Annotated in this window: 17 protein-coding genes, 1 tRNA gene and 1 other RNA gene; 11 read left to right on the forward strand and 8 right to left on the reverse strand. The window is 57.0% G+C overall.

All coding sequences use genetic code 11. The annotated features are described in order from the left end of the window. Positions 1-25: 25 nt before the first annotated feature. From J3U88_RS15890 to J3U88_RS15905, 4 genes are all read right to left on the reverse strand, one after another. On the reverse strand, positions 26-2,287 hold the full coding sequence (locus J3U88_RS15890; protein ID WP_207859908.1) for a TonB-dependent receptor plug domain-containing protein: 2,262 nt from the start codon (positions 2,285-2,287) through the stop codon (positions 26-28). A 525-nt stretch (positions 2,288-2,812) separates the two neighbouring features. Beyond that, entirely contained in the window at positions 2,813-4,033 is a 1,221-nt protein-coding gene (locus J3U88_RS15895; RefSeq protein WP_207859909.1) for an efflux RND transporter periplasmic adaptor subunit, read from the reverse strand. A gap of 91 nt (positions 4,034-4,124) precedes the next feature. Beyond that, complete coding sequence (locus J3U88_RS15900; protein ID WP_207859910.1) at positions 4,125-6,488, reverse strand: FtsX-like permease family protein; 2,364 nt, start codon at positions 6,486-6,488, stop codon at positions 4,125-4,127. An 11-nt stretch (positions 6,489-6,499) separates the two neighbouring features. Then, positions 6,500-7,225, reverse strand: a complete 726-nt coding sequence (locus tag J3U88_RS15905) for an ABC transporter ATP-binding protein (protein ID WP_207859911.1) — start codon at positions 7,223-7,225, stop codon at positions 6,500-6,502. Positions 7,226-7,874: 649 nt separating this feature from the next. Here J3U88_RS15905 and J3U88_RS15910 point away from each other — a divergent pair. Next, positions 7,875-8,501: a CPBP family intramembrane glutamic endopeptidase gene (locus J3U88_RS15910; RefSeq protein WP_207859912.1), complete on the forward strand. Its 627-nt coding sequence runs from the start codon at positions 7,875-7,877 to the stop codon at positions 8,499-8,501. A 52-nt stretch (positions 8,502-8,553) separates the two neighbouring features. Then, a complete protein-coding gene (locus J3U88_RS15915) occupies positions 8,554-8,796 on the forward strand; it encodes a hypothetical protein (RefSeq protein ID WP_207859913.1) in 243 nt (80 codons plus the stop codon). A gap of 23 nt (positions 8,797-8,819) precedes the next feature. Here the strand turns inward: J3U88_RS15915 and creC are convergent, their stop codons facing one another. Together creC and creB are read right to left on the reverse strand one after the other, a co-directional pair. Next, positions 8,820-10,283, reverse strand: coding sequence for a two-component system sensor histidine kinase CreC (creC, locus tag J3U88_RS15920; RefSeq protein ID WP_279382557.1), 1,464 nt, complete (start codon positions 10,281-10,283; stop codon positions 8,820-8,822). A gap of 6 nt (positions 10,284-10,289) precedes the next feature. After that, positions 10,290-11,021: a two-component system response regulator CreB gene (creB, locus tag J3U88_RS15925; protein WP_207859915.1), complete on the reverse strand. Its 732-nt coding sequence runs from the start codon at positions 11,019-11,021 to the stop codon at positions 10,290-10,292. A gap of 232 nt (positions 11,022-11,253) precedes the next feature. On the opposite strand from creB, the gene J3U88_RS15930 reads away from it, so the two are divergent. The 3 genes from J3U88_RS15930 to J3U88_RS15940 all read left to right on the forward strand — a co-directional run bounded on the left by J3U88_RS15930 (position 11,254) and on the right by J3U88_RS15940 (position 16,363). After that, positions 11,254-13,341: a VIT domain-containing protein gene (locus tag J3U88_RS15930; RefSeq protein ID WP_207859916.1), complete on the forward strand. Its 2,088-nt coding sequence runs from the start codon at positions 11,254-11,256 to the stop codon at positions 13,339-13,341. Then, a complete protein-coding gene (locus J3U88_RS15935) occupies positions 13,338-13,964 on the forward strand; it encodes a class D sortase (protein WP_207859917.1) in 627 nt (208 codons plus the stop codon). Before J3U88_RS15930 ends, J3U88_RS15935 begins: the two co-directional genes overlap by 4 nt. A 638-nt stretch (positions 13,965-14,602) precedes the next feature. Beyond that, positions 14,603-16,363 (forward strand): SLC13 family permease, encoded by a 1,761-nt coding sequence (locus J3U88_RS15940; RefSeq protein WP_207859918.1) that lies wholly within the window; start codon positions 14,603-14,605, stop codon positions 16,361-16,363. Positions 16,364-16,373: 10 nt separating this feature from the next. Here J3U88_RS15940 and J3U88_RS15945 read toward each other — a convergent pair whose 3' ends face one another. Both J3U88_RS15945 and J3U88_RS15950 read right to left on the reverse strand, forming a co-directional pair. Beyond that, positions 16,374-16,799 (reverse strand): DUF2752 domain-containing protein, encoded by a 426-nt coding sequence (locus tag J3U88_RS15945; RefSeq protein WP_207859919.1) that lies wholly within the window; start codon positions 16,797-16,799, stop codon positions 16,374-16,376. A gap of 159 nt (positions 16,800-16,958) precedes the next feature. Further along, positions 16,959-17,762 (reverse strand): YIP1 family protein, encoded by an 804-nt coding sequence (locus tag J3U88_RS15950; RefSeq protein ID WP_207859920.1) that lies wholly within the window; start codon positions 17,760-17,762, stop codon positions 16,959-16,961. Positions 17,763-18,166: 404 nt separating this feature from the next. Here J3U88_RS15950 and J3U88_RS15955 point away from each other — a divergent pair. The 6 genes from J3U88_RS15955 to recR all read left to right on the forward strand — a co-directional run bounded on the left by J3U88_RS15955 (position 18,167) and on the right by recR (position 21,156). Beyond that, positions 18,167-18,256, forward strand: a tRNA-Ser gene (locus J3U88_RS15955). 44 nt (positions 18,257-18,300) lie between these two features. Further along, positions 18,301-18,396: signal recognition particle sRNA small type (gene ffs, locus J3U88_RS15960), an RNA gene on the forward strand. A gap of 29 nt (positions 18,397-18,425) precedes the next feature. Further along, on the forward strand, positions 18,426-19,583 hold the full coding sequence (gene dnaX / locus J3U88_RS15965) for a DNA polymerase III subunit gamma/tau (protein WP_207859921.1): 1,158 nt from the start codon (positions 18,426-18,428) through the stop codon (positions 19,581-19,583). 182 nt (positions 19,584-19,765) lie between these two features. Then, positions 19,766-20,119, forward strand: a complete 354-nt coding sequence (locus tag J3U88_RS15970) for a hypothetical protein (protein ID WP_207859922.1) — start codon at positions 19,766-19,768, stop codon at positions 20,117-20,119. An 89-nt stretch (positions 20,120-20,208) separates the two neighbouring features. Next, a complete protein-coding gene (locus J3U88_RS15975; protein ID WP_207859923.1) occupies positions 20,209-20,529 on the forward strand; it encodes a YbaB/EbfC family nucleoid-associated protein in 321 nt (106 codons plus the stop codon). 15 nt (positions 20,530-20,544) lie between these two features. After that, on the forward strand, positions 20,545-21,156 hold the full coding sequence (gene recR, locus J3U88_RS15980) for a recombination mediator RecR (RefSeq protein WP_207859924.1): 612 nt from the start codon (positions 20,545-20,547) through the stop codon (positions 21,154-21,156). Positions 21,157-21,308: the final 152 nt, after the last annotated feature.

Consider the following 21,308-nt stretch of genomic DNA (forward strand, 5'->3'; position numbering starts at 1 on the left):
CAATAACACCAAGGGGTGCCGCGTCCTAAAATTTCACCGTAAAACCACCGCTGAAGAAGCGTGGATCCTGTGGGGTCGCGGTGAACCCCTCAAACTGCGCCAAAGGCACGTTGGTATAACGTTCATCGAAAAGGTTGGTGACCCGCAAATAGGTATCGATTTCCCAGCGACCTTGTTTGACCAACGAACGGTAACGCGCAAACAGGTTTACGACCTCGTAGGCTTCGTTCTCAAAATTGCGGCCGTTTTCATCGAGCAGGAAATGACGGCTTTTGCCCCGTACAAGCAAGCGCGGCGATGCGGTTAACTTGCCGGCGCGAAGTTCGGCAACAAGCCGGAAGGTGTTTTCCGCGGTATAAGTCAAGGGTCCCTCGTCAACTTCCCCGTCGGCATAAGACCAAGCGGCAAAAGCGTTTACCTGCAGCGACCCCAAGGAACCCAGGTAGTTCAAACGCAGGGTACCGCCATAGGCGTCGGATTCACCACCGTTAATCGGCACCTCGGCAAAACCAACGGGAATCCCCGCAAACGTCCGTCCGAACTGACCACTGTTCACCACCCGGTCGGTGACGTTGTTGTGGTAGGCGTTGATGAACAAACCCCAGTGATCATTGGCATAGTAGGCCAAACTGGTCTCAAAAGAGGTTAATTCCTCGGGTGCCAAGTCGGGATTGGGCAAATGCCAGAAAGGGCCGAACAAGCCGGCGGTGTCTTCCGGGCCGGCGGCGGCATTGCCCTCGGCATCGACCGGAATAAAAGAACCGTAGTGCTGCAAGGCCAAGTAGGGCGAGGGGGCCAGGAATGCGGTCCCGTAAAGGAATTTAAAGGTTAAACGCGGGCTAAACCGTTTCACCAAACCGAGGCGCGGGTTAAAGGTGGAACCGTAACGGGTGCTGTCGTCAAAGCGCGCCCCCAGCGTTACGTCCAAGGTGTCCCGCATCGAAAAAGAAACTTGCAGGTAGGCGGCCAAGTTTTGGTAATCCACCGGAAAGAAGGCTTGTTCCACCGTGAGGTCGTTGCCGGCGGCGTCGGTGGTATCGGTGCCAATGTAAAAGAGGTCCTGGGAATCCGCGGGCAGATCGGGGTCAAAGGGCGCGGGCAAATCCCCGGTTTTTGGCAGGGCGGACACGTCTTCATAGGAGAGGCCGGCAATCAGCGTTCCGCGTTTGCCCATATCCACGGTCAATTGTTCTTCAAATTTGACGGTTTGCGCATCGGCATATTTGTAGCCGGGTCGGTAGAAGGTGAAGGTATTGAGGAAGGCGGACTCCGGTGCGATTTCATAGGTGCCTTTCCAAACCGAACTGTCGAGGAACCAACGTTCATTGCTGCTTTTGTACTGGTATTTGGCGAACATGGATTCCAAATCGGTGCGGTACAGGGCTTCGCCGACGAAGAGGTTAAACTCGGGGCGCATGCCGGTTGACGAGGAATGGCGTTCGCTATTGGTGCTGTACCCCAATTGGAATTGATCGGTACCGACAAGGAGGTTGATAAACTCAGCTTTATTGGGCGTTTCATAGGGCCGGTTTTGCAAGGAGGGGTCGATTTCAATTTCGACGGGAATAAACGGTGAGATCAAAGCAGTGCCCTGCTGTTGGTAGTTATTGCGGTACCAGGCATATTCCTCGGGGTAAAAATCCGGCATCACGGCTTCGTCGCTTTCATACCGAAACGCGGAGGCGCTGACCCTGAGCCGATCAAAGGTGTGCCCGTAGGTGAGCGCGGTTTCTTGGGTGGCAAAACGCCCGAAGGCGACATCCATTACGCCGCCTTTGCCTTGCTCACCATCGCGGGTAATGATGTTCACGATGCCACCGAAAGCGTCCGCCCCGTAGAGCGCGGAAGCGGGGCCGAGGATGATCTCAACCTGGGCGACATTCACCAACGGGTAGTTGTGTTCGATCACGTGGGGGCTGCCGGTGGGCGAGTTAAACCGGAAACCGTTGAGCAGCACAATGAACCGTTCGTTGCCGGCAATGCCGCGGATGCTGAAGTAATTGTTGAACTCGGCCACGGCGTTGCTCTGGATTTCGATTTCGGGAATATCTTCAAGCAGTTCTTTGAGGTTGCGATAACCCCTGGCGGCAATAGTATCCGCGGTGACCACATAAACGGTCGCCGGGGCGGAATCCGACTTTTCAGCTTTTTTGGTCGCGGTGGTGACCTCGACGTTGAGCAATTCGTCCAAGCTCATTTCGAGTAATTCGTCACCTTCCGCCGCCTGGCCCAAGGTCGCTAGAAACCCAGACACAAGCAACATCAGCAACATTTTTTTGGGGAACATGAAGACGCCTCCAAGATCGGGAAAAAACCGAACGAGGTTGGAAGCCGGGGCATGGGGAACACCACCGAGGACAGAAAGGGAAAACCCAAAGCGTCGTCGCCGTGGTGGAAAACCGCGGGGGATCCAGGAAGGCCCCCCTAGGTTCTAAGCCACACACCACCGACAAATGAACAGTTATCTTTAATATTTAAGAACGACGCACTTCCCTAAAAACTTTAACCTCCCGCAAAACAATCACAAGATAACCACAAAAAGACGGCAGGGGATCCGACTGTCGACCCTAGCCCGCATTTCTCACAAGGAATTCTGCTGCGAAGCAGAAAGCCATGCGATTACGAGGGGGCGGCCTTCCGCATTACTCGGTCGAGCCGCCTTCACCGTAGCGCTGCTACGCCTGTGCCATCTCTCGGTCGTAATCTTCGTACTCACAAGGCTTTCTGCTTCTCGCGACGAATCCTTGTGAGAAATGCGGGCTAGCCGTCCGCTGCATTCTGACCCTGCTTCAATGCCGCACCAAGAATTGGCTTACATGGTTTTCACCTTCACGCCGGCTTTCACCTCGTCACCGGGAAAAAGCACGACGCGGTCCTCCGCGGTCAAACCCTGTTTCACCTCGGCAAATCGCGTGTTACGGCGACCGACTTCCACGGCAACCTTTTCAAGGCGATCCTGTTGGAGACGGTACACCCACCATTGGTCGTCGGCCCAAAACAGCGAGGAAGCCGGCGTGAGTACCAGGTTTTTTGCCTGCCAGGTGGTGATGTCGACCTCGACCCGAAAACCGTCGCGCAGGTGTTCCCACTCAGCGGGCGCCGACAAAATATCGACGATGACATTCACACGTTGTTCTTCCACACCCAGCGCGGAAACCTTGGTAAACCCGGAGGGCTCAATCAAACGCACGGTCCCCTGCAGGACGGTCTCGCCACCCCAGTGTTTGAGCTTCACCGCGGCACCGGGTTGAATTTGCACGGCGTCCTTCGACAGCAGGTCGACCACCACTTCCAATTGGCGACTGTCGCCTAATTCGAGCACGGGTTCGCCCTGATTAATCCAGCCTTCGCTCTCGCGGAACACACGAAACACCTGGCCGTTGATGGGTGCGATCACTTCCAGGGCTTCCAAGGTACCGGCGTCCCCTTCACCCAACAACAGACCGGCCTCGGCCAGCCGCACGTCTGAAGCGGCCACGTCAACGCCGTCTTGCGCAACGCGAAGTTCGGCGCGACGCAGCAATAACTCGGTGCGCGCCTGATCAAAGGCCTCTTTGCCGGCAAAACCCTTGTCGGCCAAATCCTTTTGGCGGCCGGCTTGCCGCTCGGCCAAAGCCAGCGCGGCTTTGACCTTGTCAATTTGGGCCTTTGCCTCGGCAAGCCGCGCTTGCGCCACGGCAACACGGGCCTCGCGTTCGGCACGGTCCCGTTGGTTGAGCAGCGCCGGCGGTTGCGGCTTCACCGCGAACACCCGATCACGGTCGGCCTTCACGGTGTCGCCGGCTTTCAAATCAACCCGCAGCAGGTTGCCGCTAACGGGCGCAACCAAGGTGTAACGCTGCTTCACGCGGGTACGGCCGTCCTCGGCCACGGTCACTTCAAGGTCGCCGCGAATCACGGTGCCGGCCTCGACGGTGACTTCCTTTGGTTGCAGCGCGACGGCGACCAAAGCAACCATCACCAGGACGGCGATCAACCATTTCCAACTCAATCGAGCCAAAAGATTTCGCGTTTTAGAAGAAGATTGCGTCATGGTTACTCCTTTTCAGCGGCGGTTCCGGCCGCTCGAAGACAGGCACCGACCTGTTCGGTGCCCGTGGCACCAAACCCTTGGGTGCGGCCAATTATTCACGGGTTTTCAACACGGCCATTAAGTCCAGCTTGTCGAGGCGGCGGCGCACCACCAGGCCCGAAATCAACGCACTGAGTAGGACCACCAACACGGCCACGGCGTAACTGCGGGTGCTCAACGCGAAGGGAATGCGAAACTGTTCGGTTTGCAGGTCCGCGATGGCACCGTGGGCCATCAAGGTACCCAGCACCAAACCAAACGGAATCGCGGCCAAAGTGACCAGCGCAAGCTCGCCCAGCAAAATATCCGAAATCTCAGCACGGGAAAATCCCAGCACGCGCAAGGTCGCCAAGTCACGACTCCGCTCACCGACCGACATTTGCGCGGCGTTGTACACCACACCAAATGCAATAATGCCGGCGAAAATGATGTTAAACAGGTTCATGATCAAAAGACTCTGGGCAATGGTATCCATAAATCCCTTGAGGGCGGCGTCGGCAATGGTGACCCCCGCAACCTTGGGCGTCTCTTTTAAGCGATGCAACACGCTGTCCCAATGGGGTTCGTCTACCAAGAGATAGGCGCCGTTCACGGTGCGGTCCTCGCCCAACACCTCGTGCAACCGCGCCATGTTGATGTAGGCACCACCGCCGATCAACTCCTCCACCAAACCCACCACGGGCATACGGATCACCGGCCGGCTACCTTCCAGCACTTCCAAGGTCAAGGTATGACCCGGACGAATGCCGTACTTTTCCGCGGTGAAGCGGTCGAGCATCAGCCCTTCCGGCGCCATGGAAATCGGCGACATGTCCTTGCCGAGGTAACGCCGCAAACGCGGCACATGGTGGACTCCTTGCAAAGAGAGCTGTTTTTCATGCTGCCCAAACACCATATTTACGCCCACGCTCCGCAGCGGCTCAGCAACCGCAACGCCTGGCAACTGCTGTAACTCATAGAAAGCACGATAGTTATTGGGCTCATAGAAGGTGACCATCATGTCTTCGCGCTGAATGGTTTCGAACTGAACGCGGATCAATGAATTTAAGGCGTCCACATTGACGCGACCCAATACCAACAACCCGGTCGCCATGGCAATCCCCACACAGGAGAGAAAGGTACGCAAAGGCGCCCGTTCCATATTCCGCATGATCATCTGCATCTGAACCGACATAAAGCGGCCCAATCCCAACCGCTCCAGAAAGGTTGGGCGGTAATTGGCGGGCGGCTCCGGTTTCATCGCCTCCGCCGGTGGCAACAACACGGCACGGCGCACGGTGCTCAAGGTACCGAGGCACGAGGAAAGACCGCTGACCAAAACGCCCAGGATCAAGGTGCGCGCACTCAGCAAAAAAGTGAGCTCCGGGAACTTGTACAAGGTACCGTATACCTTTACCAAACCGGAACCCAGGTAGGCGCCCATGGCAATCCCCACCAAATTCCCCAGCAACACCACCACCACGACGAACTTTAAATAATGGAACCCTATTTCGGAAGAGGCGTAACCGAAGGCTTTTAACACCGCGATTTGTTCCCGTTGGGCGCGGATCAAGCGCGCAATAACCAGGTTGAGCAAGAAGACAGCCACCCCGAAAAACATCACGGGAATAAACCAACCGGCACTGCGCAATTGCTGCATTTCATTCTCAAGGTACCAGTGGGAAGCCTGGTCGCGGCGTTTGATCGCGCGCACGCCGCCGTAAGGTTCGAGTAGTTCGTCCAGCTGGAAAACCACCTCGTCGGCCGAACCGTCGCGCGCCAGTTTGAGGGTGACATCGTTAAAGGCGCCTTCCATATTGAGCGAGGCTTCCAGGCTGTCCTCGTTCATCCAAAACACGCCGTAACGCAGGTTATCGGGAAAAAGCGTACCCGGTTTGAGAACGTAAATGAATTCGGGGGAAAGGGCGGTGCCGACAATGTGCAGACTTTTGGCACGGCCGTTAATCACCGCATTGATCCGCGTGCCGATCTGAAACCCGTGCGCTTCCATAAACACTTCGCCGGCAAGGATTTCATCGTCGACACCCAGCCGGGGAAAACGCCCGGCGCGCAGGTAGGGTTTGTTGAGGCCGCTTGCCGGGTTGGGCGGCAAAGAAACCAAGCGACCGGTGGCCGGATCACTGAGGCCGGGCACGTCGAGGGTCACTTCCTGAAGGATACGACCCTCCGCATGTTGAACCCCGTCGATGGCGGCGATTTTATCGAGCAGGGAACGCGGGGCCCGTTTGCAGCCGGCGAACACATCGGCAAAACGATTGCGTTCGTAGTAGCGGTCCCGGGAAACCACCAGCGATTCGTAGTTGCTCATGGTGAGCACGAACAAGGTCACCCCGGCGGCCAACACCATCATGATGGCGATCATCTGGCCCTTGAGCCGCCATATATCGCGGAACAGTTTTCGGTTCAAACTCTTCACAACAGCCTCCGCTACCAGGCCAACTGATCGGGAGCCACCTTGTCCGTACGATGCTGAACGTCCACAATTTGGCCGTCGGCCATGGAAAAGACACGGTCGGCCATGTCGGCGATGGCGCGGTTGTGGGTGATCACGGCGGTGGTGGTCCCCAGCTCGCGATTGATCCGCGCCAAAGCCTCGAGCACCACAATCCCGGTTTGGATATCGAGCGCGCCGGTGGGTTCGTCGCACAACAAAATATCGGGACGTTTGGCGATGGCGCGGGCGATGGCCACGCGCTGCTGCTCACCACCGCTTAACTGCGCCGGAAAGTGATCCAGGCGATGCGCCAACTTAACCAAAGCAAGCGCTTCCTCGGGCGCCATGGGGTGATCGGCAAGTTCCGTCACCAAGGCCACGTTTTCCCGACTGGTCAGGCTGGGAATGAGGTTGTAAAACTGAAAAATAAAACCGACGTGACGGCGGCGAAACTCGGTCAAGTCGCGTTCGTCGGCGCGGCTCAAGTCGCGGCCTTGGTAGATAACAGACCCGTCGCTGGGAACATCCAACCCACCGAGAATGTTCAGCAAGGTCGATTTCCCGCTGCCGGAGGGACCGAGCAAGACGGAGAACTCGCCGCGGTAAAGGTCGAGATCGACACCGCGCAACGCCTGCACCTGGACCTCGCCCATATCGTACCCTTTGGTTAACCCGCGCACGGAAAAAACCGCCTCACCTTGGCCGGGGGCACTGTTCATGGCAAACCTCCTCCCACCACGTGGGAAAAAACCATGTTCTCAAACCGGAACGACACATAAGGCGATGCCTGGATCCGGTTAGGGCCTCGAAAAAATTTCCCGAAGCGTTCGCTTCCATAGTCATAAAGCCGTTTTTGGCGGGCGGAACGGCCCCATTCCGGGGTGTGCCGGTCAAAGCGGGCCGGGTTCTTTGGGAACCCAAGTGTACGTAGGCCTGTCGGTAAAAAATCCTTCGTTTCATTCGAAAAAACAGCGCGCCGCGGCGAAGCCTTCATCGCGGTGCAGAATTTCCCGAATGTGATGATTTTGTTAAGATCCGAAGTCCTGATTCCGATGAGTATTGTTACCCATTGCAACCGATCCTGACGCAAAAGATTGACAAACGCGTGTAAAAACAAGCATCACCGCGCCTCGCCTCGGCGCGTTTTTCCGTTCCCCATTTACAGACCCACCTCACGCCCATCCGCTTCGCCGACAACCGCGCGTCCCCAGGTAAACCGCCACCGTGTCTTTGTCGCACGGCGGACTCGGTGTGTCTGGGCTCACCAAAGGGTTCCCCATCGCCAAGGCCCGGACAGAAACCCCGCGCGCCAAACGTCACGCACCCAACCACCATCCACCACCTGACGGCCGGAATCAAGGAGGGAACATGCGCCTGTACCTGATCGTCGAATTCATCGCACTGTTTTGGCTACTGCCCCTGCTTTACGTGCTGGGTTACCTGCCGCTTCCCGTCATTCCCACCTTGTTACTTGTAACGGTGGTATGTTGCGTGATTCTCTTTTGCGATAAAGAATTCGACCGAACCCGACTGTGGCGGGCGGGCGCGCTTTCCAAGGTGTTGCTTCCGCTGTTTGGCTTCTTCGCCATCGGCGCCTTGGCGCTTGCGGCACTGGTTTATTTGCGCGAACCGGACCGGCTGTTTGACCTGCCGTACCACAAGCCGGCCATCTACCTTTCGATTCTTTGTTTGTATCCGATTATTTCTGTGTATCCCCAAGAGCTGGTTTACCGCGCCTTCTTCTTCAGGCGTTACGAACCGATCTTTCCACGCGAACGGATGTTGGTTTGGATGAGCGCCTTGGCCTTTGGTTGGATGCACATCGTGTTTGAAAACGTGCTCGCCGTCGCCCTAACCCTTATCGGCGGGTTCCTCTTCTCGCGCACCTACTTGCGCACCCGCTCGCTGTTTTGCGTCGGGCTTGAGCACTCACTGTACGGCTGCTTCATCTTTACCATCGGGCTCGGGCGTTATTTCTTTTCCGGCACCTTATAATGAACACGCGCGGGAAAGCCGCCATTTGATTTCCCCCTTGGAGGACCCCCCCATGCACGCGCTACAACTTATCTTTTCCACCGGTATCATCATCCTGATTATTGTGCTCGGCTTCAACCTTGCCCTAACGGTGATTCGCGCCAAATTGGCCGCCCCGCAACAGGGCTCACCGGCCGCCCTGCGCGATATCGAACAACGCCTGGCCGCCATCGAGGAACGGCTATCCAACGTGGAAACCATCGCCACCTCGCGCGAGTTTGAACTGGAGCGCAAGTTTTCCGAATTGGAAAGCTAGCTGAACCGATTCAAAAACAAAACCTAAGCAGGCCGAAACACAAACACGGCCTCGGCACCCCCCTCGGCATGATTGCGCAGGTGGACCTCGCCCTGGTGCAGGTCGGCCACCTGCCGAACGATGCTTAATCCCAGACCGGAGCTTTTTTTGCCGGTCTCGGGACGCTGCAATGAATAAAACCGCTCGAACACCCGGTTGGCGGCGTAGTCGGGGATGCCCGGGCCGTCGTCGTGAATGTGGAGCGAGCAGGCGCGGTAATAAATGTGAATCCCGCCCGATGTGGGCGTGAACTCGCAGGCATTTTGCACCAAGTTGCGCAGGGCCAGCTTGAGCAGAAACCGTTCGCCTTTGACATGTTTGGCGGGGTCGGCCTCAAAGTTGACCCGCAGATGTTTGGTTTCGATCACGGGGCTCAGTTCATCGAGAATTTCATGGACCAGGTCGTCCAGCGCAATGGGTTCGGTCTGCCGCAACCCCTTGCGGTTTTCAATCGCCGACAGTTCCAACAGACGATCCACCAGTTGTTGGATACGCGCGGATTCACCGCGAATGTTGGCGACAAAAGCCGCGTGGCGTTCCTCCGTCATCGGTTCTTCAAGCAGTTCGGCCGCCCCGCGGATCGCCGACAGCGGGCTCTTGATTTCATGGGTTAGCGTTTGCACATATTGCTCGACGTAGGCTTTGCCCTCCAAAGCCTCGCGCATTTCGTCGAAGGCGCGCGCCATGGATTCCATGTCCTTACTTCCCAGCATCGGGGTGGCGGCGCGACCACCGTCGCGAATGGTCTGCGCGTATTCCGTTAACTGTTGGATCGGTCGGTTAACCCAATGGGTGATCATCAAACCCCAACCCAACACCAACAAGGACACCAAAACAGCGCCACGCATGGTTTCGCGCCGCACCTGCAAAAAATAGCTAAACCCTTTGCTGGTTGTCTTATAAACGGTCACAGCGCCCAGGACCCGCCCCTCCACCACGATGGGTGAGGCCACGTAAAAAACCTGCACACGGTCACCCGGCGATTGGGGATCGTCTTCCCAGGTTGCGCGCGCGCCGTACTGACCGGTTAAGGTTCGCCGCACGTCAATCCATTCACTGTAATCCTGGCCGCGGCGGCTGTCGTCGAGGCTGTCGAACACCACGATGCCGTTGTGATCCACCACGTAGACCCCAAACTCGATACGGTCCTTGGTTCGGTCGTAAATCACGGCCTCGAAACGGCGCCACATGGCGTGACTGATCAGTTCGCGAAAGCCCTCCAACACCAAGGTCCCTTCCTCCGAACGGCGCGAAATGTCACTGGAGAGCAGGGTCGCCAATTCGATCATGTCGTCTTCGACCGCGACTAAATAAATGGGTCGGACCGACTCGTCGATGCGGTGTAAGAGGTAAAAAAAACCGGCGGCCACCATCGCGATAAACGCGAGAATCATACGCGTGCGGACTTTAATAACAGCCTCCTCTTGATTGACGAAACCCGAACCCAGCCACTTTTAAGAAACGGCGTCTTGTTCCTTCAGCGCATAACCCACCCCACGAATGGTATTGATGGGGTGTTCGTCGGGCCGTACCGCCTTGAGCTTGGCCCGCAGCGATTTGATATGGGCGTCAACGGTGCGGTCCATGCTGGCCTCGGGCTCGTCCCAAGCCAAATCCATGAGCTGATCGCGGGTAAAAACCATGCCGGGCCGCTGCACCAGTATCTTCAACAAGCGGTATTCGTAACGGGAAAGTTGCAAGCGCGACCCGAAATAAAGAATGGTCATGCGCGCCTCGTCGATTTGGAAGCGCGGGCTGTTCCGTTTTTCAGGCTCGGCAGGCGCTTTGGGCTCGGGCGCTTCATCCCGGCGTGCCTCAACGGCGGCATAGCGCCGCAATACGGCCTTGACCCGCGCCGCGAGTTCGCGCGGGCTAAAGGGTTTGACCACGTAATCGTCGGCCCCGATTTCCAGGCCGACCACCCGGTCGATCTCATCCGCGCGCGCGGTGAGGAAAATGATGGGCACCGTTTGGGTTTTGCGAATGCGTTTGCACAATTCGAAACCATTGAGATCGGGTAGCCCCACATCAAGCACAATCAGGTCGACGGCCTGCTCGGCAAGGGTCTCCTGACCGGCCGAGGCCGTGCCACACCAGGTACAGCGAAACCCCTCGGTTTCCAAGGCATAAGTGATGGTATCGGCAATGGCCGGTTCGTCTTCAATCACCAGAATGTGCTTGCTCATAAAAGCTTCCCACCATCCTTTCGGCACCCGTTCTATCGGGCGCGTTTGGTAAATCTTAGCGTTTCGTTTCAAAAAAGAAAGCACTGTGAACCGAATATGAAGCAGCGGACCGTCCGCGATTCATCGCGATTTCATGTTGATTTCTCTTCCGGTTCGATTCGATTTCAAGGACCTCTTCTAAATTAGGCAGCAACACGGAAATGAACCACCCCGCTGCTGAGAGGTCCCACCCATGCCGATTCATTCAAGCCTTGTTTATGGATACCGTCACCGCATCGCCATCGTCAAATTGGCCTTCATCCTGCTGTTCTTGTGGTCGGCCGCCACCCCTTCACCCGCCGGCGCCGGCGATCATCGCGACAGCGCCGGTGTCCTCACCGGTTACGACGAAGAACGCAACGAGCGCATCCTGCCCCTGAAAGAAACCAACGTCCATTTGGAAATTACCGGCAACGCCGTCCACGCCCGCGTTCGCCAAACCTTTTTCAACGACAGCGTCGCCCGCCTGGAGGCCCTTTACAATTTCCCGCTCCCCGACGAGGCCACCGTCACCGACATGTTCATGCAAATCGGCGAACGCCGCATTCGCGGGGTGGTTCAAGAAAAAGAAACCGCGCGCCAAACCTACGAACAAGCCAAACGCAGCGGGCGGCGCGCCTCGCTCATCGAACACCAGCGACAAAACCTGTTTGAGACGCGGGTCGCCAACCTGCAGCCAGGCGATGAAATCACCATTACGTTCACCTACTTAACGCCGCTCCCACGGGTCGACGACCGCTACGAATTGGTATTCCCGACCGTGTTCGGCGCACGTTACCACATGGGTCATACCGACGACGGTATGGTGGAACTCCATCCGCTGAGCGAACCTCCGCCGGTACAGGCCCAGGCGCCCCTGGTCCAACCCGGGCGTGTTTCCGAGGCCGAAAACAACCACTTTGTTACCCTGACCGCCAATGTTGCCGGAATCCCCGTCGCCGACATCCAATCACCCAGCCACGAAATTTTTATCGACCACCACGGCGAACGCCACTTCGCGGTGGAACTTTCACCGGTCGACAACCTGCCCAACCGCGACTTCGTGCTCTTCATAGAGCCCTACCTCGACGAGGAACCCCAATTGAGTTTGGTTCAATCGCACCAAGCCGACGGGGTTCACGGCATGCTCACCCTGTATCCCCCACTTGAAGACGTGATCGGCACGGACCCAACCCCCAAGGACATCGTGTTTCTGGTTGATACCAGCGGCTCGATGGGTGGTTTGCCGATGCAACAGGCCAAAGACGGTCTCAAAGCCTGCCTGGCCATGCTGCACGACCGCGACCGATTTAACATCGTCCGCTTTTCCAGTGACTTTTCCAGCTACACCCAAACCTACGAATCGGTCAGCTCGGAAAACCTGAGCCGCGCCCACGCCTATATCGACAACCTGGCATCAGGCGGCGGCACGGAAATGCAGCAAGCCTTGGCCCACGTGTTGGACCTGCCGGAATCGCCGGAACACCTCAAAATGGTCGTGCTCCTGACCGACGGCGACGTCGGCAACGAAAACCGCCTGCTCGCCCTGGTACAACGCACCTTGGGGAACGCCCGCCTGTTCTCCTTCGGCATCGGCTCAGCCCCCAACGAACACCTGTTGAAACGCATTAGTGAACAGGGTCAAGGCGTTGCCAACTTCCTGCGCAACAACGAGGACATCGGTCAGGTCGTTTCGAATTTCATCGAAACCATCAATACCCCGGTGCTGACGGACGTCACCCTGGATTTCAGTGATCGCGCCGGCAACCCCCAATCCATCCGTCGGATCTACCCCAGCCGCATTCCCGACCTGTTCCTGGGCCGTCCGCTGCGGTTGCTCTTCCAAAACGACCAGCCGATCACCGGTTATGTCGGGGTCGGTGGTTACCTCAACGGTCGCTGGGTTCAGTACGATTTCGCGGTCGACCAAGGTCGCAAAACCCACCTGCCGGGGCTTGAAAAGCTGGTCGGCTCGGCCCAGATCAAGGATTTAACCGCCGACCACTTAACCGCGCCTTACGACCAAAAAGCCGGGATTCGCGATCAAATCGTCGCCTTGGGTTTGAAGTACCAACTGGTGACCCCCTACACCTCACGGGTCGCGGTGGAGGAACGGCTCCAAAAAATGCCGGACGGCAGCCTCACCACGGTGCGGGTCCCGATCATGCGCCGCGCCAACGGCTTGGCCGCCACCGCCACCAATGACTTCAACCTGCTGCTCGCCGCGGCCCTGCTGCTCGCCCTCGCCGCGCCGCTTTATGTCCTCCAGCACACCTTTGGCCGCAAGGAGACGACCGCATGAAATCCGCCACCGCCGACACCGCCGCCCCCATCGCCGCCACCACCCGCCTGCTGGGTGAATTGCTCACCTCGCGTCGCTTGCCCCTCGGCCTGTTGTTCGCCGCACTGTTAATCGCCGTCCGTCCCGTTTACCACCTGACCCTGCGCGTGGTGAGCCAATGGCAAGCCGAACGGCTCTGGCGCGACCGCCCCCAAAACAGCCAGTTGGTTTTTTCAGGCGACCCCATCGCGTGGTTGAGCCACCGGGAATCAGGGCTGGACACCTTGGTGCTGCTCGACGGCAATCAAGAGAACTTGAACCGCTTCCCCTGTTGGTCCATGGCGGGTTCGATGCCGGACCGGCGCGGCCTGAAAATCATCCTCGGTCATCGCGACGCCCATTTCCGGGAGTTAGGCCTGATGAGCCAGGGCGAAACGGTCCAGCTCAAAACCCAACAAGGCGGCCAAACATTCGTGGTTGACCAAATCGAGATCGTCGAAAAAGAACAATTGGGCGACCACCTGATTATGTCCCAGGACCGCGACGCCGTCGTGCTGGTGACCTGCTATCCCTTCACCTATACCGGCTCGGCGCCGCACCGTTATTTGGTGTGGTTGCGACCGCAAAAGGAACCCCTCGTTTAACTGCTCCCCCCACCTCGGCCGGTTCTCCGGTTCTCATCGAAGAACCGGCCTTTTTTTTCCGCTTAATCGCCCCCGCCAAAGCTTTCGCCTCGCACGCGGCCTTGCGGCCGGTGTCGCGATCTTCCGTCACGACACCGGCCTCTTTTTCACCCTTAATGTCTCTCCCCCCACCTCGGCCGGTTCTCCGGTTCTCATCGAAGAGCCGGCCTCTTTTTCACCCTTAATGTCTCTCCACCCCACCTCGGCCGGTTCTCCGATTCCATTCTAAGCACCGGCCTTCCCCCACCCTTTCGCCTCGCACGCGGCCTTGCGGCCGGTGTCGCGATTTTTCGTCACGACACCGGCCTCTTTTTCCCAAACCTTTTCCGCTCCCTCCCCCCTTTGCCGGTTCAGTCGTGACGTGCTGAACCGGCCTTTTTTCGTTTGACGCCGAGCAGAGATCGCAACAATTCTCTCGCGAGCCGACGCGATAAGCTGCTGGGTTTTGGCACCATATGCGTTATGATGGAAACACCCTGTTTCACCATCCTTCGCCGCAACAGCATCTTTTATAGGTAGCTTGCCGGCGAGGAGCGTACCCCGAATCGAGCACCGATTGTTTGGACCTGCTCGATTCTTTCCCAGGCGGTCTCGTTGGTATGATTGCGCTTTCCATCATCGCCCTCGTCACGGTTGTTTTGCTAATGGGCCAGTGGGTTCGTACAGAGATCACCGCGATGATCACCATCTCGGCTTTGTTGATCACCGGCATTCTCGAACCAAGCGAAGCCTTTAGTGGTTTTTCCAACCAGGCGGTGGTCACCGTCGCCGCGATGTTCATCCTCAGTAGCGGTTTGGTTCGCACCGGGGTGGTCGACTACATCACCGTCGGCCTGGAACGCATGGCGGCGGGCCGGTTATTGGTTTTGCTGGTGGTCACCGGCATTACTACCTCGTTTTTCAGCGCCTTCGTCAACAACACCCCGATTGTGGTGATGTTGGTCCCGGTCATCCTGGCGATCGCCAAACACTTTGATACCGCACCCTCCAAATTGCTGATTCCCATCAGCTACTTCGCCATCTTGGGCGGAACCTGCACCTTAATCGGCACCAGCACCAACATCCTGGTGGACAGCCTGTTTCGCGGTAGCGGCGGCCCCGGTTTTACCTTCTTTGAATTTGCCTCCCTGGGTATCCCCTTCTGGACCATTGGTTTCATTTACATCATTTTGTTCTCGCAACGTTTGTTGCCGGAACGCACCCTCCTCAGCCAATTGCTCGACAGCAAAAAACGCTCTTCCTTTATTACCGAAATGATCATCATGGCGCGCTCCCGCTACCCCGGCAAAAAGCTGGGCGAGGTGTTTCCCAAGGAAAAGGTCCGCGTCCTGCAATTGGTCCGCGACGAACAGGTTATTTTCACACCCGACCTGGAAACAGAACTCGCGGCACGCGACGCGGTCGTGCTTGAAGCCGACGCCAACACCATCAACAAACTCACGGACGGTGAAAACCTCGCGGGTTACGCGGTCGCCGACGGGGACCGCGTCAATATCAAACACATTGATCTGGCCACCACCGAGGCGGTGGTTACACCCAACTCACACTTCGGTAACCGCGCGCTTGCCGATATCGGCTTGTTTCGCGATTACGGCGTACACCTGCTCGCACTCCGCCGGCTCGGCCGCCAGCACATCTACCGCCTCGGCAACATGAAGATTCGCAGCGGCGACGTGCTGTTGATCCAAAGCGACCCGGAAGGTTTGCGCAAGCTACAGGAAAGCGAAAATGTACTTTTGATCGAAGGCATTGAATGCAGTTTGCGGTTTCCACGCCAAGCCCCCTTGGCCTTGGCGATTATGCTCGGCGTGGTTTCGCTGTCGGCCCTTGGCGTTTTCCCCATCGCCACCATGGCGATTGTCGGCGCCTTGCTGATGCTGCTGTTGCGCTGCATCCGCTTCAGAGACGCCATGAACGCCCTCGACAGTTCGGTGCTGTTCCTGCTCGCCGGCACCATTCCGCTTGGCTTGGCGATGGACAAAACCGGCATGGCGAGCCTGCTGGCGGAAAACCTCATCCAAATCCTCGGCCCCTGGGGACCGCTGGTTATGATCTCCGCGCTGTATTTAATGTCCAACCTGCTGACGGAGTTTTTCTCCAACAACGCCACGGCCGTGCTCCTCACCCCCATCACCCTGGTGGTTGCACAAAACATGGGCATCGACCCAAAACCTTTGCTGGTGGCGATCACCTTTGGCGCCTCGGCCAGCTTCGCGACACCCATCGGCTACCAAACCAACACCATCGTGTTTGGACCGGGCGGGTATAAATTCTCGGATTTCACCCGTATCGGCTTACCCCTCAATTTGCTGTTGTGGGTCACGGCTTCGATACTTATCCCCATGATTTGGCCGCCCTGACCCCCCGGTATCAGCCGAAATGAAGATTGAAGATGATCAGGTAAAGCCAGTTGAGCCCGCCCAGCAACAGAAACCAGTTGCGAAATGCGGGAACCGATTCGGGACGAACCAACAGAATCTTGCTTTTGTGGAAGCCGTAAATGTCGATCAAAAGCCAGATGCCGAACAGGCCTGAAGCGACGACAAAGCCGGGGTTAAACCAGAAGGCTTGCCACCAATCGCCGCGTAATACAGCGGCAAGCATGCGGTTTAAGCCACAGGTGGGGCAGGCGATACCGGTGGCGCGCCGCAAGGGACAAGGCAGCCGAAACATCAAGGCCAAAATCGGCATCACCAACAGGGACAACAAGCCCACGCACACATAAACATAACCATAGGCGATGTCACCGCGACGGCGAGCACGCCAGGCAAACCGAGGTCGTTGCCAGGATGCCATTGAGGCCCACTTAATCAAGGCGCAACCGGGCCCCCGAGGTTGCCGCGTGGAACGCGCGACAACCTTGACCGGCGACATCGAACGCCGGCGGCGCACCATGGCGTGCGCGGGGATTTGGGTTAGGTTCGCTCATGGATGCCGGTCACGGGGGAAACCAAGCTAGCCGCCCATACCGGCGCCGGCGGCGCCAATCATGGCGGAGAACATGATCACCATGCCAATGCCTAAGCAGCAGCAAATCAAAATCGGGGCAAGGGCAACGAATATGGATTTGAACAGATGCATGGAAGATTCCTCTTCACCGTTCACATAAAAACCAATGGTCACCAAAGCGGTGTAGTGAATAAAGATCAAAAAACCAATGCCCGAGACGGGAATGCTCATGAGGGGGGAAAACGCAATCAAGAACTGGTAAGGAATGAAGGTCGGCGCAAAGGAGGTATAGGCGTAACCGATCACCCGCAAGTACACATCGAAGTCCCGCTTGGCGGCGCCCAGAATCAAGGCGGTGACGTAGTGAAGCAGCACAAAAATGAAGATCGCCAGAAACACAATGATGGGAACCATCAGCAGGGTCAAAATCTGGCCCGCGCCCATGAGATCATCAACGGGAATGCTTAGCTGCCCCGACCCCGACATTTCTTCAAGCATCTGTTTGATGGGTTCCATCTGCGCTTGCTGCGCGCCGAACATCATGCTGAAGATTTGTTGAATGATGGAACCACCGGCGTAAATCACGGTAGCCCAAATCACGGCGGGCACGGGCGAACGCCCGTCGCGGATACCGCGGAAGAAGTCGAAGGGATTGGTATAAACCTGAACGAGGGTTTGGCCGGCCGCCCCAATGAGCCCGGAACTGCGATGGGGATCTTCGAAGGGCGGCTCGGGCATGCTTGAAGCAGCCTCACGACGATTGGGTCGGGGTTCGTACATGTTGGACGATGGTGGCTCAAATGGTTCCATATAAAGGAAGCTCCTTCACACAATTTGAAAGGCCGACACGGCCCTAAGAACGGAATTCCTTAGGATGAACGGGTCCGCCGGGATGGTAAACGCGGGGGGATCGCTAACGAGGGGATCGCTAAAAAGATAGCACGATGCAGGGTTAGGGGCGTCAAGGAAAACGGCGGAGGGCCGGCGACGCGAATCCGGTGGGTGGGGGGATTGCAGGTCACCCCCTATCAACGCGTGGAAGCGGGGAAAAACCGGCGAAAAAGCTGAAAAAAAAGGTCGGTTTCAGGGCCGCCCAGTCTCAAAAAACCCAAAAGCCAACAACAAACTCACCAATTTCAAACATTTACATCATTATTTTACTTTTTCTCTTGGCATCTTCAAAAACCCCATGATATCTTGGGCGGGTTTGACACGGAGAGGTGTCCGAGTGGTCGAAGGAGCACGCCTGGAAAGCGTGTGTGGCGGCAACGTCACCGAGGGTTCGAATCCCTCCCTCTCCGCCATCTATCAAGTGTCAAAAAGCAGTTGTTAAAAAAATAAGGTTGAAGAATCGGGCATCGGTGGCGGGTGTTTACGAACCGTGTCAGGCCTTGACGGGAGCAGCACTAAGTATGACTTCCCGGGCACCGGTGTCTGATTGTTCAACCTTATTTTCGTGATAGGACCAAGTTTATGGCGTCTCAAGTTACCGCCCTTAAGTGGCGCCCGCAGACATTCGATGACTTGGTCGGCCAAGAGGTCGTTAGTCAGACTCTTAAGAACGCGATAAAGTCCGACCGCGTCCATCACGCTTATTTGTTTGCCGGCCTGCGGGGTTCCGGCAAAACGTCTTCGGCACGTATTTTCGCCAAGGCACTTAACTGCGAACAAGGCCCAACCGACACGCCTTGCTTAAAATGTCCGTCTTGTGAAGAGATCAAGTTGGGCAATGCTTTAGATGTGGTTGAAATTGACGCCGCATCCAACAACTCGGTCGACAACATTCGCGAGTTACGCGAACTGGTGCGTTACAACGCGGCCCGCGACCGCTACAAAATCTACATTATTGATGAAGTACACATGCTCACGACCAGTGCCTTCAACGCTTTGTTGAAAACACTGGAAGAGCCCCCGCCCAACGTCGTTTTCATCATGGCCACCACCGAGCTGCACAAAATCCCCGCGACCATCCTGTCGCGATGCCAACAGTTCGATTTTCGCCAAATCCCTTTGTTTAAAATCGAGGCCCGCCTGCGCGTCATCGCCGACAGCAGCAAGCTGGACATCGACGACGAATCGCTGACCTTGGTCGCCCAAGCCTCCGGCGGCTCGATGCGCGACGCGCTTTCCATTTTCGACCAAGTCATCGCGGCATCCGGCGAAAAAATCACGGGTCTCGACGTGCGTTCGATTTTGGGCGTGGTTGAAGACGCGATCCTCATCGACTTATTAACCGGTGTGGTCAAACAATCCGCCGATCAGGTCTTTGGGCGTATTAATGAACTGGTCCACTACGGACACGACCTCAAACAGGTCTACGAAACCTTCACGGGTTTCATCCGCGACTCCATCGTCCTCAAAAGCTGTGCCGATACCAGTGAATTACTCGAGCGTCGTTACGGCCACGGCGACAGCCACCAGGAAACCCTGGGTGACATGGGAACCCCCGATTTGATTCGCATGCTTGATGTGTTGGTGAAACACGAGCCGGTTTTCCGTCAAGCCGCCAGCCCGCGTTACGCTTTTGAGTTGGTATTTCTGAAGTTGTTGGAACAGCGCAAGCTGGTACCCATTGAACGCATGTTGGACGATCTTAAAACCTTCGTCGAGAACGAAAAAAAAAACGGATAGCCCGTAGAAACGCCGCGGCAAAATCGCCCCAGACAACCAAAGGCAACGTTACCCGCGGCGCCGCCGCAAATGACGCCTCCGGCAAAAACAATTTTGCGCCGCCGCCACCGCTTGCCCCGGTCAAGCCACTCAAAAAGGTCGACAGCAGCGAACTCGCAAAAGGTCAGGAGCAATTAAAACAGTTGCTCGATTACATTCGTCGCGAACAACAACCCGCTGTCGCGGCCCTGATGGGCAACGCCTTTTTCATCAAACGCGACGGCGAGAACTTGACCTTTTATTTTGACCGTTCGCACGCCAACCTAATCCCGATGGTTCGCTCCGGCAAAAACCACAACATTCTCCAGGACGCCACCGATAAATTTTTTCGCGGTAAGTTCAACCTCAACTTTTCCATCGGCAACGACCCCGGCATTAAGGCGGCCAAGGAACGGGATCAACAGGCACTGGCCACGGTAAAAGCGAATCCCGTCGTGCAACAATTGATCGAACAATACCGCGGTACCATTATTAATTGTAAGATTCTGGACAAATAACCGGTTTCGTCGAGGCCCGTTTTAAGACGGAACCACGCCGGAAAACTACCGATCCCCGTGATCGACTGCTACAGAAAGGGAGCGAATCCATGTTCGACATGAACCAAATTCAGCAGATGATGGGCCAGGCCCAGCAAGCACAACAGGAAATCAAGGACCGTTTGGCCAAAATGGCAATCCACGGCCACGCGGCCGGCGAAATGGTCAAAGTCACCATCAACGGCAACAAAGAAGTCACCAAGATCGAATTCGCACCCAACGCGCCCGACGACAAAGAATACCTGGCGGACCTGGTCCTGGTCGCCCTCAGCGACGCCTACGCGCAGGCCGATGAACGAATCAAAGGTCAGATGGGCAACATGCTGGGCAATATCGACCTCTCGCAAATCGCCAACCTGTTCCGCAAGTAACAGGCGGCATCACTCATGACCCAAGGTAATGCACTGGAAGCCGTGGTGCGCCTGCTGGGCGAGATGCCCGGAATCGGCGGGAAAACGGCCCAACGACTGGCGTATTACGTGCTCGCCCGCGAGCATGACTACGCGTTTCAATTGGCGGCGGCACTGCGAGAACTGAAAGAGAGTTTGCAGTGGTGCCGCACCTGCTACAACATCAGCGCCACCGAACAATGCGACATCTGCGGTCGCCCGGATCGCGAAGAACAGGTGGTTTGCGTGGTTGAAGACGCGGCCAACCTGGCCAACATCGAACGCAGCGGCGGCTTTCGCGGTTATTACCACGTGCTCCAAGGCGTCCTCTCCCCGGTCAACGGGATCGGTCCCGAGGATTTGCGCATCGGCGAACTGTTCAAACGCCTCGAGGATGAAACGGTGCAAGAAGTCATTCTCGCCACCAACCCCACGGTCGAAGGCGAAGCCACGGCGATGTATCTGGCCGACATGCTCGCCAACCTGCCCAGTGCCGGCAAGGTGAAGGTCACGCGGATTGGGGTCGGTATTCCCATCGGCGCCTCGCTGGATTATTGCGACGAGGTCACCATGGCCAAAGCCTTCGAGAACCGGCGTAGTTTGATCTAGCCCGCATTTCGCGCACAAGGAATTCTGCCGCGAAGCTGAAAGCCTTGTGAGAAATGCGGGCTAACCGGCTTGACCGGAGGAATTTAATCAGAAAAACGGGTGTTTGCTCGTTTTCCTGCTATGCTTGGGCTTTCGCGCCGGCCAAGAACCCT

Source organism: Acanthopleuribacter pedis, assembly GCF_017377855.1.
GTDB classification, from domain to species: domain Bacteria; phylum Acidobacteriota; class Holophagae; order Acanthopleuribacterales; family Acanthopleuribacteraceae; genus Acanthopleuribacter; species Acanthopleuribacter pedis.